The 17,300-nt window shown below is 74.8% G+C and carries 19 protein-coding genes and 1 tRNA gene; 6 read left to right on the top strand and 14 right to left on the bottom strand.

Annotation, left to right across the window (positions count from 1 at the left end; genetic code table 11):
* Positions 1–31: 31 nt before the first annotated feature.
* Positions 32–105: transfer RNA gene (locus tag ACSUPT_RS16035), tRNA-Thr, on the top strand.
* A gap of 211 nt (positions 106–316) precedes the next feature.
* Here ACSUPT_RS16035 and ACSUPT_RS16040 read toward each other — a convergent pair.
* Positions 317–1,846 carry a substrate-binding domain-containing protein gene (locus tag ACSUPT_RS16040; protein ID WP_361657254.1) on the bottom strand — a complete coding sequence of 510 codons (1,530 nt, stop codon included), beginning with the start codon at positions 1,844–1,846 and terminating at the stop codon, positions 317–319.
* A gap of 256 nt (positions 1,847–2,102) precedes the next feature.
* Here ACSUPT_RS16040 and ACSUPT_RS16045 point away from each other — a divergent pair, with 256 nt between their 5' ends.
* Together ACSUPT_RS16045 and ACSUPT_RS16050 are read left to right on the top strand one after the other, a co-directional pair.
* Positions 2,103–3,878: a SpoIIE family protein phosphatase gene (locus ACSUPT_RS16045; RefSeq protein WP_436944723.1), complete on the top strand. Its 1,776-nt coding sequence runs from the start codon at positions 2,103–2,105 to the stop codon at positions 3,876–3,878.
* A 214-nt stretch (positions 3,879–4,092) separates the two neighbouring features.
* The gene (locus tag ACSUPT_RS16050) at positions 4,093–4,989 is read left to right on the top strand and encodes a glycoside hydrolase family 19 protein (protein ID WP_361657248.1); all 897 of its coding nucleotides are present in this window, start codon (positions 4,093–4,095) and stop codon (positions 4,987–4,989) included.
* Between the two features lie 105 nt (positions 4,990–5,094).
* Here the strand turns inward: ACSUPT_RS16050 and ACSUPT_RS16055 are convergent, their stop codons facing one another.
* From ACSUPT_RS16055 to ACSUPT_RS16110, 12 genes are all read right to left on the bottom strand, one after another.
* The gene (locus ACSUPT_RS16055; protein ID WP_351963903.1) at positions 5,095–5,970 is read right to left on the bottom strand and encodes an alpha/beta fold hydrolase; all 876 of its coding nucleotides are present in this window, start codon (positions 5,968–5,970) and stop codon (positions 5,095–5,097) included.
* A gap of 127 nt (positions 5,971–6,097) precedes the next feature.
* On the bottom strand, positions 6,098–6,544 hold the full coding sequence (locus ACSUPT_RS16060) for a GNAT family N-acetyltransferase (protein ID WP_436944725.1): 447 nt from the start codon (positions 6,542–6,544) through the stop codon (positions 6,098–6,100).
* A gap of 201 nt (positions 6,545–6,745) precedes the next feature.
* The gene (locus ACSUPT_RS16065; RefSeq protein ID WP_399219526.1) at positions 6,746–6,994 is read right to left on the bottom strand and encodes a hypothetical protein; all 249 of its coding nucleotides are present in this window, start codon (positions 6,992–6,994) and stop codon (positions 6,746–6,748) included.
* Complete coding sequence (locus ACSUPT_RS16070; protein WP_351963905.1) at positions 6,991–7,221, bottom strand: hypothetical protein; 231 nt, start codon at positions 7,219–7,221, stop codon at positions 6,991–6,993. The genes ACSUPT_RS16065 and ACSUPT_RS16070 overlap by 4 nt, the downstream gene beginning before the upstream one ends.
* Positions 7,218–7,400 (bottom strand): DUF397 domain-containing protein, encoded by a 183-nt coding sequence (locus ACSUPT_RS16075; protein WP_361657242.1) that lies wholly within the window; start codon positions 7,398–7,400, stop codon positions 7,218–7,220. The genes ACSUPT_RS16070 and ACSUPT_RS16075 overlap by 4 nt, the downstream gene beginning before the upstream one ends.
* 189 nt (positions 7,401–7,589) lie before the next feature.
* Positions 7,590–8,201 (bottom strand): hypothetical protein, encoded by a 612-nt coding sequence (locus ACSUPT_RS16080; RefSeq protein WP_351963907.1) that lies wholly within the window; start codon positions 8,199–8,201, stop codon positions 7,590–7,592.
* Positions 8,198–9,544, bottom strand: coding sequence for a DUF7224 domain-containing protein (locus ACSUPT_RS16085; protein WP_399219528.1), 1,347 nt, complete (start codon positions 9,542–9,544; stop codon positions 8,198–8,200). The genes ACSUPT_RS16080 and ACSUPT_RS16085 overlap by 4 nt, the downstream gene beginning before the upstream one ends.
* Positions 9,541–10,347, bottom strand: a complete 807-nt coding sequence (locus ACSUPT_RS16090) for an ATP-binding cassette domain-containing protein (RefSeq protein ID WP_403498922.1) — start codon at positions 10,345–10,347, stop codon at positions 9,541–9,543. The genes ACSUPT_RS16085 and ACSUPT_RS16090 overlap by 4 nt, the downstream gene beginning before the upstream one ends.
* Positions 10,348–10,371: 24 nt before the next feature.
* A complete protein-coding gene (locus ACSUPT_RS16095; protein ID WP_351963910.1) occupies positions 10,372–10,779 on the bottom strand; it encodes a hypothetical protein in 408 nt (135 codons plus the stop codon).
* 205 nt (positions 10,780–10,984) lie between these two features.
* Positions 10,985–11,809 (bottom strand): putative protein N(5)-glutamine methyltransferase, encoded by an 825-nt coding sequence (locus ACSUPT_RS16100; RefSeq protein WP_436946221.1) that lies wholly within the window; start codon positions 11,807–11,809, stop codon positions 10,985–10,987.
* Between the two features lie 319 nt (positions 11,810–12,128).
* Positions 12,129–12,569, bottom strand: coding sequence for a MarR family winged helix-turn-helix transcriptional regulator (locus ACSUPT_RS16105; RefSeq protein ID WP_351964071.1), 441 nt, complete (start codon positions 12,567–12,569; stop codon positions 12,129–12,131).
* Positions 12,570–12,646: 77 nt separating this feature from the next.
* Entirely contained in the window at positions 12,647–13,291 is a 645-nt protein-coding gene (locus ACSUPT_RS16110) for a DJ-1/PfpI family protein (protein WP_351963911.1), read from the bottom strand.
* Between the two features lie 189 nt (positions 13,292–13,480).
* On the opposite strand from ACSUPT_RS16110, the gene ACSUPT_RS16115 reads away from it, so the two are divergent.
* From ACSUPT_RS16115 to ACSUPT_RS16125, 3 genes are all read left to right on the top strand, one after another.
* Positions 13,481–14,857, top strand: coding sequence for an aspartate aminotransferase family protein (locus tag ACSUPT_RS16115; RefSeq protein WP_436944726.1), 1,377 nt, complete (start codon positions 13,481–13,483; stop codon positions 14,855–14,857).
* Positions 14,858–14,951: 94 nt separating this feature from the next.
* A complete protein-coding gene (locus ACSUPT_RS16120; RefSeq protein ID WP_361657231.1) occupies positions 14,952–15,761 on the top strand; it encodes a GntR family transcriptional regulator in 810 nt (269 codons plus the stop codon).
* Between the two features lie 236 nt (positions 15,762–15,997).
* A complete protein-coding gene (locus ACSUPT_RS16125) occupies positions 15,998–16,648 on the top strand; it encodes a hypothetical protein (RefSeq protein WP_351963914.1) in 651 nt (216 codons plus the stop codon).
* A 27-nt stretch (positions 16,649–16,675) separates the two neighbouring features.
* Here ACSUPT_RS16125 and ACSUPT_RS16130 read toward each other — a convergent pair whose 3' ends face one another.
* Positions 16,676–17,260 (bottom strand): RBBP9/YdeN family alpha/beta hydrolase, encoded by a 585-nt coding sequence (locus tag ACSUPT_RS16130; protein WP_436944729.1) that lies wholly within the window; start codon positions 17,258–17,260, stop codon positions 16,676–16,678.
* Positions 17,261–17,300: the final 40 nt, after the last annotated feature.

Below are 17,300 nucleotides of genomic sequence, written 5' to 3' on the forward strand. Positions count from 1 at the left end.
CGCTGCTGGGGTTGGTTACACTGGCCGGGCTGCCGCCTTAGCTCAGTTGGCTAGAGCGCTTGACTTGTAATCTTGAGGTCGTCGGTTCGATTCCGACAGGCGGCTCCGAAGACTCCCGGCACACCCGGGAGTCTTTCTTCTTTCCGCACCCGCTGCCTTCGGGGCCTGCGCCCCCCGCCCCGTTACCGCGCCTCACGCCCAGGTGGGCCCTCTCCCGGGCGGGGCACCCCGTTGTGCCCACCCGTTCCGCCACAGCGGAACGACTGCCCACAACGGGGGCGGGTGCGGCCCGCTGCGGTAGCGGGTCCGGAGGGGGTCAGGTGCAGAGGGGGTAGGCGTCGGGGGAGGCGCAGGGGGTGTGGCCGTGCGTGCGGATGACCTCCTGGCCAGGGCCCCGCAGCAGGTAGTGGAGGAAGCTCGAGGCCAGGGAGTCCGCGGGCGGCCGCCCGTACGTGTACGCGTACTCGATCTCCCGGTACGGGTACCCGCTCTCCGCCGTGTCGTCCACCGACGGCTCCCGCCCGTCGAGGGCGAGCCGCCGCACCCCCGGCACGTCCTGCCCGGACCGCACCTCGCTGTAGCCCAGCGCCCCCGGCACCTGCGCCACCGTCGCCATCACCTGCGCCGTCGAGTCGACCTCGCAGCGCAGCACCCGCGCCGAGGGATCGGCCTTCTCGCGGCAGTCCACGGACGAGGGTGCCGGTTCGTAGCCGCCGAGCACGCGCCGCTGGAACACCTCGCGCGTGCCCGAGTTGGTGTTGCGGCTGACCAGGGCGATGGGCAGGTCGGGGCCGCCCAGTTCGGACCAGCGCCGCACCTCGCCCCGGTAGACGCGCCGCACCTGCGCCGTGGTCAGCCCGCGCAGCCGCACCCGGTCGTTGACGACCATGGCGAACACGGACACCGCGACCCGGTTGCCCCGCAGCGCCTCGTACCCGCGTCCGGGCTTCGGGCCGTCGGACAGGGCGATCACGGCCGGCGCGCCGCTCCTGTCGCGGGCGCCGGCCTCGGCGAGGGCGCGGATGCCGGTGGTGGAGCCGCGCGTGTCGACGGTGACCTTCGAGCCGGGGCAGTCCTTCTCGTACTTCCGCGCCGCCTCCTGCGCGACCGGGGCGAACGCGGTGGAGCCGACGAGGGTGAGGCTGCCGGTGGCGCAGCCGATGGGCGGGCGGGTGTCGTCGCCGACGACGAGTCCGGCCAGGGTGATCACGCACACGGTGAGCAGCACGGTGATCAGCCGGGCCGTGCGGCTGAACAGGGGCGGTTTGTCGTCGGCGGGGATCGCGGTGTTGGGCCGCACCTCCCCGTCGAGCAGTCCGCCGGTGACGCGGACGGGGCTGCCGACCGGGCCGCCGGTCAGCAGGAACAGCAGTTTGAAGTGCTCACCCGTGTTGAGCGGGATGCGCGGCAGGTGCAGCTTGCCGTCCTCGCGGCGCATCCCGGCGTCGGGCGTGAAGTACTCCATCAGGTGGTCGGCGTCTCCGGGCTGGGTGACGGCGACGCCCCGGATCACCCGGCCGGTGAACTCGACGGTCAGCCCGTGCGGCGGGCGGCCCGTGTAGTCGTTGTCGCCGACGCTCTGCGGGCCGTCGTTCTCGATGCGCAGCAGGACCAGGGTGGCGTCGGACAGGTCGACGCCCGGCCCCTCGCCGAAGAGGCCGAGCCGTACGTTGGCGCGGGCGCCGTCCTGGACGTTGCTGCCGATCGGGGTGTCCATCTGGACCCGGTAGCCGAGGCGTTTGCGGCGCGGGACCCGGCGCTCGTACCAGAGCGCGGCGATGGACGCGAGCACGCCGAGGACGGCGGTCAGGACGGCGATGACGTTCTCTGCGCTGAACCACTCCACGGGCGCTCCCCCTCGCTCGCACAGCTGTCCGGCGGGACATGTGGGGTCACGGTAGGGCGTGCGGGGGAGTGGGGCGGGTGAGGGCGCCGTACGTTCATGGGACGTTCAACTCCGTACGTCTCCGGGGCGGGCGGCGGTGCGCGGTGCCGTGCCGTCCGCTTATGGTCGGCAGCGAGGCGTCAGCCCCGGGCGCCGGGGAAGGCGGGACTGGAAGCTCCGGGGCGCGATCCGGGGCAGGGGCGGGAGGCGAGGAGCGATGACGGCGAGCCAGGCGGCTGACCCGTCCGGGCAGGAGTCACCGGACGGGGCTCCCGGCGCGTCCGCGGGCCCGTCCCCGGACCGGGCCGGGGAGGCTCCGAGACCGGTCGCCGCGGCGGCGCTGCGCGTGCTGGGAGCGGCGGCGTACCTCGTGGACGAGGGCGGCCGGGTCCTGGCGGTGAACGGCCACGCGGAGGCGCTGCTGCGCAGGTCGGCGGCGGAGCTCGTCGGCCGGGACGCCCACGACGTGCTGCACCGCGACCGGCACGGCGAGGTGACGCCCCGCGCCAGCTGCCCGGTGCGGCAGGCGATCCTCTCGGGACGGCCGCGGCAGGGTGAGGAGCAGTGGCTGGAGCGGGGCGACGGTTCGCTGCTGCCCGTGTCGTGGCTGGCGGTGCCGTGCGCGCCGGGCGACGGTGCGGCGTCGACGCTGGTGGTGGTCCACGCCGAGGAGGGCGCCGCCGTACAGGCGCCGGCCGAGAACCCGGAGCCGGCCGCGTCCCTGAGCGAGCTGGAGCGGCTGGCCCTGCTGGCCGAGACGACCACGACGCTGACCTCCACGCTCGACGTGGACGAGGCGCTGCGGCGGCTGGTCGCGCTGGTGGTGCCCCGGCTCGCGGACTGGGCGGTCGTCGACCTGATCACCGAGAACGACGAGGTGTGGCGTACGGCGGTGGTGCACGCCAAGGGCGACGCGCTGGTGCACCGGGAGGACCTGGAGGGCCCGATGCCGCCGGTTCCCGAGGAGTCGCCGATGCCGCTGTCGCGCGCGCTGCGCGGGGAGTCGTCGGCGCTGGCCGGCCCCGAGACGTATCAGGGGCCGCCGGATTCGGGTGTGGCCCTGGAGCAGCGGCGGCTGTTCGAGGCGACGGGGATGCACTCGGCGGTGATCTCGCCGATCCGCGGCCTGCGGGAGATCCTCGGGGCGCTGACGCTGGGCCGGTCGCAGCGGCCGGAGGCGTTCACGGCGGCGGACGTGGCGCTGCTGGAGGACATCACGCGCCGGGCCGGGCTCGCGCTGGCCAACGCCCGGCTGTACCAGCGGCAGCGGATGGTCGCGGAGACGATGCAGCGGCATCTGCTGCCGCAGCTGCCGAGGGTGCCGGGCCTGGGCATCACGGCCCGGTACCTGGCCGCGCCGGACGCGTCGCACGTGGGCGGCGACTGGTACGACGCGTTCGCGCTCAGCGACGGGGTGCTGGCCCTGGCCATCGGTGACGTGGTGGGCCACGACCTGGACGCGGCGGCGGGGATGGCGCAGCTGCGGAACATGCTGCGGGCGTACGCCTGGTCGCAGAAGGAGCCGCCCAGCAAGATCGTGGACTGGCTGGACCACGCGTCGCTGCACATCGCCGAGGTGTCCATGGCGACGATGACGTTCGGACGGCTGACCGTGTCGGACGAGGGGCGGTGCGAGCTGTCGTGGACGAACGCCGGCCATCCGCCGCCGCTGCTGGTGACGCGTGACGGGGTGGCGCGGTATCTGACCGATGGGCACGGGGTGCTGCTGGGCCTGGGCGCGCACCGGGTGCGGGTGAGCCGTACGGACGCGTCGGCCGAACTGCCGCCGGGCTCGACGCTGCTGCTGTACACGGACGGCCTGATCGAGGCTCCGGGCCGTTCGCTGGACGAGGGCCTGGACCGGCTGCGGCGGCACGCGGCGTCGCTGGCGCACCGGCCGCTGGAGTCGTTCACGGACGAGCTGCTCCAGCGGGCGCGGCCTCCGCAGAACGAGGACGACGTGGCCCTGCTGGCCCTGCGCGTGCCGAGCTGACGGGGGCGCGGGTCCCCGGTGGCGTACGGGGCGCCCGGCCGACGTGGCCGGACGCCCCTTCGCGTACGCGGGCGGGTGCGGGGTGCGGGCGGGGCGGGGGGCGTGCCCGTCGTGCGCATGGACCTTTGGCGGTTTTTGGTCTGGACCTATTGACAGGTCCAGACCAATGCGGTGGAGTGACCGGCACCCCCACACCCGTCGAAGGAGTGTTGACGTGTCACGACGCTTCGGTGCCCTGCTCGCCGCGTTCGCCACGGCCGCGGGCCTCACGGTCCTCCTCCCCGCCTCCACCGCGTCCGCCGCCGACTGCGCCGCCCCGTGGAGCTCGTCCTCCGTGTACGTGGGCGGCAACACCGCCTCGTACAACGGCCGCAACTGGCAGGCCAAGTGGTGGACGCAGAACGAGCGTCCGGGCGCCTCCGACGTCTGGTCCGACCAGGGTGCCTGCGGCTCCGGCACGCCCGGCCCCGGCCCGACCGACCCCGCGCCGTCCGGATTCGTCGTCTCCGAGGCGCAGTTCAACCAGATGTTCCCGAACAGGAACCCCTTCTACACGTACAGCGGCCTCAAGGCGGCGCTCAGCGCCTACCCGGCCTTCGCGACGACCGGCGGCGCCACCGTCAGCAAGCAGGAGGCGGCGGCCTTCCTGGCGAACGTCAGCCACGAGACGGGCGGCCTCGTCCACATCGTCGAGCAGAACACCGCCAACTACCCGCACTACTGCGACGCGACGCAGCCGTACGGCTGTCCGGCCGGCCAGGCCGCGTACTACGGCCGCGGACCGATCCAGCTCAGCTGGAACTTCAACTACAAGGCGGCCGGCGACGCCCTCGGCATCGACCTGCTGAACAACCCGCACCGCGTGGAGCGCGAGGCGGCCGTCGCGTGGAAGACCGCCCTCTGGTACTGGAACACCCAGAACGGCCCCGGCACGATGACCGCGCACAACGCCATGGTGACCGGCGCCGGCTTCGGCCAGACGATCCGCTCCATCAACGGCGCCCTGGAGTGCGACGGCCGCAACCCGGCCCAGGTGCAGAGCCGGGTGACGAAGTACCAGCAGTTCACCCAGATCCTGGGCGTCGCGCCCGGCGCGAACCTGTACTGCTGAGGCCTGGGGGCGGGCCCGTACGGACGTCCTCCGGTACGGGCCCGCCCCTTCCGGTGCCCCCCTCGCGCGCGTGGACGCGCGCGCGAGGATCCCCGTGCCCGCGGCTCACGCCGCCGTGTGGGACAGGATCGCCTTCGCCAGCGGCTCCAGCACCGGGGCCGGGAGGGCGTGCCCCATGCCGGGGATCTCCGCCAGGCGGGCGCCCCGGATGACCTGCGCCAGGTGCTGCGGGTGCGGCGGCGGGAACACGGGCTCGGCGGTGGCCGACACGACCAGCGTCGGCACCTCCGTCGCCGCCAGCTCTTCGGTGCGGAGCATCCCCGAGTGCTCGGCGCGCGCGTGGGCGGTGCTGACCCGCGCGTGACCGGTGTGGTCCAGCACGCGCCGCTCCAGCGCCCGCGCCTCCGCCGCGTCGAACGGGACCCCGTCGCCGTTCAGCAGCCGCCAGTGCTCGACCCGCCAGTCCAGTTCGGCCTCCGTGTCGAGGTCCTCGGGCCGGCCGGCCCACATCTCCAGGATGCGCGGGTCGATGGACGGCAGCTCCTCCACGGGCGTGACGGTCCCGTCGGGCGCGGTGTACGGGGTGGTGCTGAGCGCGCTCGTGCCGATGAGCGTGGCGCTGTGGAGCCGTTCCGGGCGGTCGGCGATGAGCAGCTGGGCCAGCATCCCGCCCAGCGACATGCCGACCACGTGCGCCCGGTCCACGCCGAGGGCGTCGAGCACGGCGACCGCGTCCCGCGCCAGGTCGGTCACGGCGTACGGCTCCGTGTCGTAGGACCAGGTGGACCGGCCGGTGTCGCGGTGGTCGTAGCGGATGACCCGGTGACGGGCGGCCAGCGCGTCCACCAGCGCGTCGGGCCAGGCGATCCCGGACGCCTGGGCGCCCATGATCAGCAGCAGCGGCGGGGCGTCGGCCGCGCCCCGCTCCTCGGCCCACAGGGTGACGCCGGGTGCGGCGGTGACGAGGTGTTCACGGTGCATGAGCGGCCCCTTGTCTGCTTCGGTAGTGCGAGACGAGACGTCTCGTCTCGTTCGATGGGTACACCGTAGCGCATGACCGGGCCCGCCCCCCAGGGTTTTTCCCGGCGGGCGGGCCCGGGCGGCTGTTTCACGCCAGCCGCAGGTCTATCCACGGGATGGTGTCGCCCTCCAGGAGGTACCGCTCGATCTCCACGAAGCCGTTCCGCAGGGCGAAGCGCAGCCCCGACTCGTTCGAGGACAACACCACCGTCTCGATCCGCGCGGCGCCCAGCTCGCGGGCCTGCCCCAGCGCCCGCGCGTACAGCTCGCGCCCGTGGCCCCGGCCCCGGTGGTCGGGCAGGACGCGCGCGATCACCGTCGCCGTGTCCGGCGCGTCGCCGCCCGGCGGCCGTACGGTGGTGCACCCCGCGACGGTGTCACCGAGGTAGGCGACCTCCAGGACGTTCCGCCCGGACCGCTCGCGGACGTCGTCCAGGGAGAGCAGATGCGTGGGGATGACGGTGTTGTGGACGAACTGCCAGTCCTCGACGCCGCGCTCGCCGTCGACCCGTTCGATGCGAAGTTCTTCACTCATCCCGGCAGCCAACCGCCCGCCTGAAGGCGCGTCAATCGACTTCCGCGGACGCCGGGTCCGGCTGGGCCCCCCGGCGGGTGCACCCGCCGGGGCGACCTGACCGTCCGACCGCGCTGTCCGCCGTCCCGGGGACGGCCGGCGCCCTGCCGGCCCCGGCCGCCGCCGGCGGGGGCGTCCGCGGCCGGGGCGCGCGCCGGTTCCTCAGACGTACACGACGCGTACCACCGTCACCGTCGCCACGCCGCGGCTGACGTAGTACCGGATCACCACACCCGACACCGTGGCCTCCCGCCGGTCCTCGTCCGGGCCTATCGGCACCGAGCCGGATCCGTACGGGTCCGGCACCAGCAGCGTCCGCATCCCCGCGTCGAAGCGCGTGCGCAGCGCCGCGTCCATCGAGTCGAGCGCCAGGTCGGCCGGGGGCGCGTACTGGAGGCGGTAGCAGTTCACCCCCGTACGTCCTCGCCCCGCGACAGGCGCTCGAACAGCTCGGCGTCCTCCCGGTCCGCGTCCGTCGTGGACAGCGCCCACCGCGCCAGCGCGAGCGGCAGCTCGGCCACCGGAACGTGCGGGATCTCCGCGTCGAACACCTTCACCCGGTCCTCGTCCAGCGCGGCCCTGATCGCCGCGATGGTGCCGGGCAGTTCGACCAGCCGCCCGGCGATCACGGTTCTCACGGAGCGGTGGCGCCCACGGGGAACGCCGCCCTGGTCGCGGGGGTGACGGCGGACGAACCGCCGTCGGGGGTCCCGGAGTCGCGGCCGTGGACGGCCTGCGAGCAGGCCGCGGCCTCGTCGCACGCGCCGCCACCGGAGTCACCGCGGCCGGACGTGGACCACCGGAGTGTGTCGCTCATGGCTGCCCTCCTGCCAACTGCTCGATGCGGCCCGGCGTTTCACGGGGGGTCCAGGGCCTGTGCCCGCATCCTCGCATACCGCCGCGCGTACGCACCTGCCTTCGCCGGGCCGCCGGGCAGCGGGCCCCGCCCGGCGCGGAACGCGCACGCCGAGCCCGGTGCGCCGCCCCGGCAGGCAGGGAGCGGGCCCTACTCCTCCGCCCGGTCGTCCGCGCGCGGCGGCGCGCCGGGCAGGACCAGGGCCGTCAGCCACAGTACGGCGGCGATGACCAGGGCGGACGGCGTGGCGGCGTTCTCGATGGACCAGGCCCACCACTCCGGGGTGTTGTCCTCGCCCACGCCCAGCAGCAGCGTCGGCCCGAACGTGCCGAGCGGCAGCAGCCACGCCAGGCCGCTGCCGAGGAAGCGGGCGCTGATCACCGCGAGGCCCAGGTATCCGGCCGCGTTGCGGGCCGAGGCCGCGAAGACCTCGAAGGGCAGGCCCGCCGCCATGGGCAGCGCCGACAGGGCGACGGCCAGCAGCGTGAGGGCGCACAGGTGCGCGCGGCGGTACGCCTCCAGGGGTTGCGCCGCCGTGTGCTCCAGCAGCGCCATGGGGGAGTGCAGGGTGGTGCCCAGGACCACCGCGTACGCCACCGGGGCCACGGCGGCGATCGGGACGCTGAAGTCCACCAGGTACCGGAAGTCCGGGAAGTCCAGCCGGGCGCCGGTGAACACGGTCGCGGCCAGGGCGACGAGCAGCGCCCCGGCGGCGGCGCGCGGCACGTTGCGGCTGCGGGCGAGCGCGAGGACGGGGTTCACCGGCCGGTCCGGGGGAGCGGCGGTACGGGGCGGCAGGCGGCGATCTCGCGGGCGGCGGCGCTCAGCCAGGCGTCCTGCTCGGCGGCCGGTGCCTTGAGGACCCGCTCGACGGCGGCGCCGAACCGGTCGCCGTAGTACGGGGCCGGGAAGCCGGCGCGCGAGTGGATCACGGCCTGGACCAGGAACGTGTCGGGGTAGCCGCCCGACTCGTCGAGCACGCGCGGTTCGCAGTCGGCGGGCGGCTGCGGGAGCGCGGCGTCGAGCATCGTCCCGGCCATGGACCGCTCGTCCACCACGGGGCGGTTGACGGGCAGTTCGGCGGCGCCCGGACCGCCGGGGCCCGCGCCGCCGGGGCCGTTCGCCGCTCCCGCGGGCGGGGTGAGGCCGGTCTCGTAGAAGGAGCGGTGGAAGCCGGTGAGCGTGCCCAGCGCGCGGTCCACCGTGCGGGCCGCCGCCGTCACCTCCGGCAGCAGATGCCGGTCGGCGGGCCACAGGCACGCCTTCGTACGGCCTTCCGTGACGCAGAGCGGCCGCGCGGGCTGCTCCGCCGGCACCGCCCAGTACGAATGGGACTCCGGCGTGCGGAAGGCGAGCAGCGCGCCCCCGGCCACCACGGCGACCAGCGCGGGCACCACGACGAGCGGGCCCGGCGACAGCGTCGCGCGGCGCACCAGCGCGGGCACGGCGAGCAGCGTGAGCGCGGCGGCGGCGCACCAGGCGGTCGCGACGAGCAGGCGGGCCGTGTGCGGCTCGTACGCCGTGTCGAGATGCTCGTCGATGGCCGGGAAGAGGTGCGCGAGGGGCAGCTCGGGCACGAACGCGAAGACGACGAACAGCGCGTACCAGAACAGGCCCATGACGGGCGCGGTGATCCGCGTCGGCAGCAGTGTGCCCGCGGCGACCCCGGCGGCGATCTGGAGGCCGGTCATCGCGGCGCCCAGCAGCAGCGGCGACCAGACCGGCTCGGTGACGTCGCTGACGGCCGCGGTGCGCTGGAAGGCGATGGCGGTCATCACGGCGTAGGCGACCAGCGACCACAGCCACGCCGCCGCCCACAGCAGCAGGGCCTGCGGCCAGCCGCCCCGGGGTGTCGTGTCCGCCCACAGGGCGGTGCGGGTGCGCCGGGAGCGGCTCGCGCTCCACGCGGCGGCGGCGCTCATCAGGGAGCCCATCACGATGACGCCGAAGACCTGCACCTTGATGGACGCCTGGTTCCACCAGCCGATCCAGTCGCTGGACGCGGGGTCGGCGGACGCCAGGTACCAGGCGCCGGCGACGGCCGACAGGAGGGCCACCTTGCCGGCCTCTCCCCGCCGCATCTCGTGGAGGAGGACACGCGTCACGACCCGGCCCCGTTCCCGCCGGGCCCGACCACGGCCAGGTAACCGGCCTCCACGGCCGGGCCGCTGATCTCCTCGCCGGGCGCGTCGCCGGGGGCCCGCGCGCACAGCTCGCCGATGGAGCCGGTGAAGCGGACCCGCCCGTCGAGCAGGACGTGGACGCGGTCGCAGACGTGCGCCACGTCCTCCGCGAGGTGGGTGCTCATCACCACGGCGGCACGCTCCCCGAGGTTCTGGATCAGGCCGCGGAAGCCGACCCGCTGGGCCGGGTCCAGGCCGACCGTCGGCTCGTCCAGCAGGACGAGCGCGGGCTCGTTCACCACGGCCTGGGCGATCCCGGCGCGGCGCAGCATGCCGCCCGACAGCTCGCCCATCCGCCGGTCGGCGTACTTCTCCAGCTCGACCAGGCGCAGCGCCTCCCGGGTCCGCTCGGCCCGCCGGGCGCGCGGCACCTTGCGCAGCCAGGCCGCGTACTCGACGAACTCGCGGACGGTGAAGCGCGGGTAGTAGCCGAACGACTGGGGCAGCACGCCGACGCGCTCGCGGACCCGGCGCACCCGGGCCCGCCCGCCGACCGGCTCGCCCAGCAGCGAGACGGTCCCCTCGTCGGGGCGGCGGGCGGTGCTCAGCAGCGAGAGCAGCGTCGTCTTGCCCGCGCCGTTCGGGCCGAGCAGCGCGGTGGTGCCGGGGCGGAACTCCGCTCGCACGGCGTCGAGGGCGACCACGGTCTTGTAGCGGACCGTGGCGCCCTCGACCGCCGCGACCGGCGTGGTGCCGGCCGCGGCGATGTCACTTTCTACGGACACGACTTCCCTGGTGGGTGAGGGGCGTCAGTTGTGGGCGGAGACGAAGCCGACGGCACGGCTTCCGGGGACGCCCGCCCAGGTCGCCTTCGTGTAGTAATTACCATTCCGGGTCGTCGTGCCCGCGGAGCCGCAGCCGAAGGCGTCCTTGTAGTTCCGCGACGTCGACGCGATCTTCGGGTCCGGCATCAGCGACTTGTCCTGGTAGACGTACGCGCTGAACGTCTTCAGGTCGCTGGTCGGGACGTCACCGCACGCCTTGGCGCGGTTGGTGCTCGTGCCCTTCCAGCGGTCGCCGTCCTCCTTCGACCCCGCGGTGGCGATCGAGAAGGGCAGGCGGCTGTTGTTGATCTCGCCGGCGACGGCGACGCCGGCCGGAAGGGCCAGCGCGGCGGTCAGACCGACGGCGACTATGCGCGCACGGGTACGCGTCATGATGTTCCCCCTGTTTCGGTTTTTCGGTTGTGTGGTGGTCAGCCGCTGTTGACGCTAGTCCGGTACGGATCATGGCGAAGTGAGCGCGGTCACAAAGCGGCATGGACGGCTGGAAAGCGCCGTACCGCCGGTGAGCCGACCCCTTGCGACCCGCGGTGATGTCGGGTGGGGCTGGTGTGGTTGACGGGAAACCGCCGCTGGGCGATCAGTCCCGGGGGCCGCGGGGCGCGATGCCGCCGCGGGCCGGGCGGTCGCCGCGGGGCGTGCGGCCGGGGCGCGGGTGCCGGGTGGCGATGACGACCGTCGCGTACCGGTCCTCGCACGACGCGATCCGGGCGCCGAGCACCCCGGACGCCTCCGCGATCCGGGCGGCGGCGGGCGCCTGCGCGGCGCTCGTCTCGAACAGCAGGCTGCCGCCCGGCGCGAGCCAGTCGCCCGCGTCGGCGGCGACCCTGCGCAGCACCTCCAGCCCGTCCGCGCCCCCGTCGAGGGCGACCAGCGCCTCGTGGACGCGCGCCTCGGCGGGGAGCAGGGGCACCTCGGCGGTCGGGACGTACGGGACGTTCGCCAGCAGCACGTCGACCCGGCCGCGCAGGTCGGGCGGCAGCGCCGCGAACAGGTCGCCCTCGTGGACGCGGCCGCCCAGCGGCGCGATGTTGCGGCGGGCGCAGCGCACGGCCGCCGGGTCGATGTCGGCCGCGTGCAGGTCGGCCGCGCCGCCCAGGGCCGCGACGAGCGCGGCGCCCAGCGCGCCCGTACCGCAGCACAGGTCCACGACGAGCGGGCGGGCGCGGCCGCGCACGAGGGCGGTCGCCCGCTCCACCAGGAACTCGGTGCGGCGGCGCGGTACGAAGACGCCCTCGTCCACCGCCACGCGCAGGCCTCCGAACTCGGCCCAGCCGACGATGTGTTCCAGCGGCCGGCCGGCGGCCCGTGCGGCGACCATCGCCGCCAGCTCGCCGCTGTCGCGGGCGGCGGCCAGCAGCAGCCGCGCCTCCTCCTCCGCGAACACGCACCCGGCGGCACGCAGCGCCGCGACGACGGGCGCGAGGTGGCCGGACGGCTCCGGTGCGGGGGCGTGGGAGGCGGAGGTGTGCGGGGGCGAAGGGGTGGGCGGGGGCGCCGGGGTGTGACCGGACGCGGGGGTGTGCCGGGGGTGTGCTTCGGGGGTCGTGGACACGTGGAAGCCTTTCGGGGCCGCGTACGCGATGCGCGCGGTGCTCCCGGCGGATCCGCTACGGCCGCGGCGTGACCGCCGTACCGCCCGTCGAGGGGAGCACCCTGCCTTGCCTGGCGTTGATGGGTCCCACCTCCTCGGTGCCGTATGTGCCGGTGACGTCCCGGGCACCTTACCCGACGTGCCCGCCTCGGGCGTTGACCGCGTCGAGGGCGCGCGACAGGCGCTCCAGCACCAGGGCGGTCTCCGCGAACGCCTCGTCGCCCAGCTCGGCGGCGAGCCGCGCCGCGAGGTCCGCGTGGCCCGGCGCGATCCGGGCCACCGCCGCGCGGCCCTCCTCGGTCGGCGCGAGCAGCTTGGCGCGGCGGTGCGCCGGATTCGGGGCGTACGCGGCGAGGCCCCGCTCCACCAGGAGGTCCGCGATCCGCTGGACGCTCTGCCGGGTGATGCCCATGGCGCGGGCGATCCCGGCGACCGGCAGCGGCTCGCGCAGGACGGCGCCCAGCACCTGCCACCAGGCGGCCGTCAGACCGGCCGGGCGTGCCAACTCCTCGGACACGGCGAGCAGCTGGCCGTTCAGCCGGAACACGCCCAGCGCCGTGCGCGACAGCAGTTCCTGCCGGGCCCGGCCCCCGGCGGCGTCCTCGCGGTGCCCGCCGTCGCGGCCGCCCGGGTCCTCGGTGCGGGAGCTCACGCGTCCTCCGGCTCCTCGGCGGCGAGCAGCTCGTACGCGGCCGGGTCCGAGTGGTGGAACAGCCGGTACCAGGCGTCCAGCCGCTCGCCCTCGAACACGCCGAGGCGGCCCAGCACCTCGCGGGCGAAGGCGACCGGCTCCGTCGAACCGGCGGTGATGAGGTCCTCGGCCGTCACGGCGTCGGCCTCCACGTAGTGCTTGCCGCCCTTGTAGCCGGTGGCCTCCAGATAGGGGGCGGCGGAGCTGGTGTGCGGCCGGTCGTCGAGCAGCCCCGCGCGGGCCAGCCCGGCGGTCGCCCCGCAGATCGCCGCGACGGGCACGCCCGCGTCGAGGAACGCGCGGGCCTTCGCGGCGAACGGCGCCAGGTCGTCGGTCTCGTCCCACAGGTCGGCGCCGGTGAGGATCAGCATGGCGCTGTCGTCCGCGTACAGCTCCGCGAGCGCCAGGTCGGGGGTGATGCGCAGACCGCCGATGGTGGTGACCGGGTCGGTCGTCGGGCCGACCGTGCGGATCTCGTACCCGCCGCGTGCCAGCCAGGCGGTCGCGTGGCCCGTCTCCCAGTCGGCGAACGTGTCGTACACGGCCAGATGGACGGTCTTGCGGGGGGTGGTGGTGTGCGTGGTGCCGGTGGTGCTGGTCATGGCGGCCTCCTGGGCGCTGCGCCCGTATCCGTACCTGCGAACCTTCACGCTGTGATGACAGCAGTCTGTCAAAAAGACAGAATGCTGTCAACGAGGACCGCAGTGGCCGGACACCCTGCCGACCCCGGCGGCCACGGCCATACAACCTGGCCCTGTCCGCGCCCTGCCAACGCTTTTACGCTCGCCCCCATGACCCCTGACCGGATACCGTCCCCCGCCGTTCCCGACCCGGCCCGCGGTGCCGCCGTGAAGGCCGCCGACCGGGCGCACGTCTTCCACTCCTGGTCCGCCCAGGCGCTCATCGACCCGCCGGCCGTCGCCGGCGCGGAGGGCGCGTACTTCTGGGACCACGACGGCAACCGCTACCTCGACTTCACCAGCGGACTCGTCTTCACCAACATCGGCTACCAGCACCCGAGGGTCGTCGCCGCGATCCAGGAGCAGGCCGCCCGGCTCGTCACCTTCGCACCCGGCTTCGCCGTGGAGGCGCGGTCGGAGGCCGCCCGGCTCATCGCCGAGCGCACCCCCGGCGACCTGGACAAGATCTTCTTCACCAACGGCGGCGCCGAGGCCGTCGAGAACGCCGTACGGATGGCCCGGCTGCACACCGGCCGCCACAAGGTGCTCAGCGCGTACCGCTCGTACCACGGCGCCACCTCCACGGCCATCCACCTGACCGGCGACCCGAGGCGCTGGCCGTCCGACACGGGCGCGGCCGGGGTGGTCCACTTCTGGGGGCCGTTCCTCTACCGCTCGCCGTTCCACTCCGACAGCGAGGCGCAGGAGTGCGAGCGGGCGCTCGCGCACCTGGAGGACACCCTGGTCTTCGAAGGCCCCGCCACCGTCGCCGCGATCGTGCTGGAGACGGTCCCCGGCACGGCCGGGATCATGCCGCCGCCGCCCGGCTACCTGCGGGGCGTACGGGAACTGTGCGACCGGCACGGCATCGTCCTCGTCCTGGACGAGGTCATGGCCGGCTTCGGGCGGACCGGCCGCTGGTTCGCGGCCGAGCACCACGACGTGGTGCCCGACCTGCTGACCTTCGCCAAGGGCGTGAACTCCGGGTACGTCCCCCTGGGCGGTGTCGCCCTGTCCGGGGAGATCGCCGCGACCTTCGACCGGCGCCCCTACCCGGGCGGGCTCACCTACTCGGGCCACCCCCTGGCCTGCGCGGCCGCCGTCGCGACGATCCGCGCCATGGACGAGGAGCGCGTCGTGGAGGCCGCCGACCGGCTGGGCGCCGAGGTCCTCGGGCCGGGCCTGCGCGCGCTCGCCGAGCGGCACCCGTCGGTGGGCGAGGTGCGAGGGCTCGGCGCCTTCTGGGCGCTCGAGCTCGTACGGAACCGGGAGACGCGGGAGCCGCTCGTCCCCTACGGGGCGTCGGGGGAGGCCAACGCCCCGATGGCCGCGTTCGCGGCGGCCTGCCGGTCGCGCGGACTGTGGCCGTTCGTCAACATGAACCGCACCCACGTCGTACCGGCGTGCAACCTGACGGACGCCGAGGCGAAGGAGGGCCTCGCGGCGCTGGACGAAGCGCTCTCGGTGGTGGACGAGTACACCGCGTAACCCTCCGGTGTGATCCGCGCCTCGCCCGACCCCTACGGGTGACCCCCTCCGACTGGCTTAAGGTGTCCGAAACCGGACGGAGGGGACCTGCCACATGCCCGCGAGCGGACCTGTCACCCGCAGTACTCTGCGCCAGCAGATCGCGGACGCGCTGCGTGACGAGGTGCTCGCGGGGCGTCTCCAGCCGGGGCGGGAATTCACGGTCAAGCAGATCGCGGAGCAGTACGGGGTGTCCGCGACGCCGGTGCGCGAGGCGCTGGTCGACCTGTCCGCGCAGGGCCTGCTCGACTCCGACCAGCACAAGGGCTTCCGCGTCCACCAGTTCACGGTGGAGGACTACCGGGGGATGGTGGAGGCCCGCTCGCTGATCGTCGACGGCATCCTGCGCAGCCGGCGCGGCGCGGCCGGCGAGGCGCTGTCCGCCGACCCCCGCCCGTGCGTCGCGCCCGAGCCGCCGTCCGCCGGCGCCCGCCCGTGCTCCCCGCCCGAGCCCGGCGCTGCCGCCCCCCGCTCCTGCGTGCCGGTCGAGGCGCTGGTGTCGGTGCGGCGCCGTGCGGAGGCGGCGGCGCGGGCCGCGCGGGCCGGGGACCTCGACATCCTGATCGGCTACGACCTGAGGTTCTGGCGGGAGTTGGCGGGCCTGGTGGCCAACCACTACATCGCCGAGTTCCTGCACCGGCTGCGCGTCCAGGCGTGGGTGTTCGCCGTGCCGTACCTGCGGGGCGACCGGCGGGTGCGGGACTGGCTGTGGAGCGGCCACGAGGAACTGGTGGACGCCGTCGAGGCGGGCGACGCCCGGCGGGTCGTGGCCCTGCTGGACGCGTACCAGGCCCACTCCCTGGACTGGGCGGCCCACCTGGAGCGCCTCCCGGCTCCGCGCACCGCGCCCGAACGCCCGGAGTAGGGGCGGTACGCGGCGCGTTCGGGCTCCGGGCGCCGCGGCGCGGGTGCCCGCGGGCGTCAGGGGGTGCCGGGGCGCTGCGGGTGCCAGGACCCGGGGGCTTCGGGCGCGGGACCCGGGGCTTCGGGCGCCAGGACCCGGGGGCTTCGGGCGCGGGACCCGGGGGTATCACTCACTGACCCGACGTACCCTGTGCCGACCGGCGGACACCCGCATCCCGACTCGAGAGCGAGCCCACCTTGGCCTGTGACCTGTGGCTGGTCCCCCTGGTCGACGTGCTGTGCCACAGCCCTGACAACCCGTTCGCCGAGGAGATCGCGGCGTACGACCGGGCGCTGACCGAGTCGGGGCTGCCGACGGTGCCGGTCTTCGCGTACATGCCGGGCCTGTCGGGCGACGTGGCGCCGGTCGCCGGATTCGACTACGACGCCCTGCACTTCCTGCGCCGCGCGTACCTGCTCCAGGTGTGCGGCCTCGCCGTCACCCCGGTCGACGAACTGGGCGGCGACTACGAGCAGTTGCTGGAGATGTTCGAGGCGACCGCGCAGCGGTCGCACCTGGTGTGGCACTACGACCACGCGGGCGCGTACGTCCCGGTGGACTTCCCCGCGCCGCTGTCGACCGAGGAACTCCTCGCGGGCGGCGGCCCTTTGGGCTCGGCGCAGGGGCTGCTGCGGGAGCTGGAGTACGTGGCGCCGTCGATCGGCATCGACCCGGCGAACCCCCCGGCGGCGCCCGAGCCGCCCCGGCACCCGACCTCGCTGGAGGAGCCGGCGGCCCCGATCCCGTACGACGACAGCCCGTTCGCGCGGGAGCGGCACGTCTGGCTGGGCCTGCACGCGGCGGCCACCCGGAGCCTGGGCCAGGGCTCGATGATCATCTTCAGCTGACCGGGCGGCCCGCCGCGCCCGCGCGCGTCAGCCCTCCGCCGGGCTTGGCGGTGCGATCGCCGCGAGGGCCTCGGGAAGCGACGTCACCCCGTCGGACGCGAGGAAATGGCCGGCTCCGGGAACGACCTGTGCCGACGTCCCCAGGAGCCCGGCGAGGCGGTCGGTGTGGCCCGGTGGTACGAAGGGGTCCGCGTCCGACCGGATCACGGTGAGCCGGTCGACGTGGTCGCCTATCCCCGCCAGGTCCAGCGGCCCGCGGACGTGGGGGTCCAGCGCCGGAAGGGCCGGCAGCGGGTCGACGAACCCCGAGACGAGCACCAGCGCGCCGAGGCGCCAGGGACCCCGCAGCGAGCGCAGATGGCGCAGGGCCGTGACGCAGCCGAGGCTGTGCGCCACCAGGGCCGAGCCCTCGTCCGGCGTACCGACACGGGCCGCCACGGCCGCCGACCAGCGGTCGGGGTCGGGAGCCTCGGCGTCCGGAAGGGCGGGAACGGCCGTGGTGATGCCACGGGCTTCGAGCCGCGCGGCGAGCCATCCGAACCAGTGATCCTCGGGTGTCGCGGCGTAGCCGTGGATGATCGTGGCCCGCCGCGGGGTTGTCTTCAATGTCATGGCGCTGGACGGTAAGGCTTCACGCCGGCGTGAAGGTCAA

This window comes from Streptomyces sp. SudanB25_2051, from assembly GCF_964272635.1.
GTDB lineage: Bacteria > Actinomycetota > Actinomycetes > Streptomycetales > Streptomycetaceae > Streptomyces.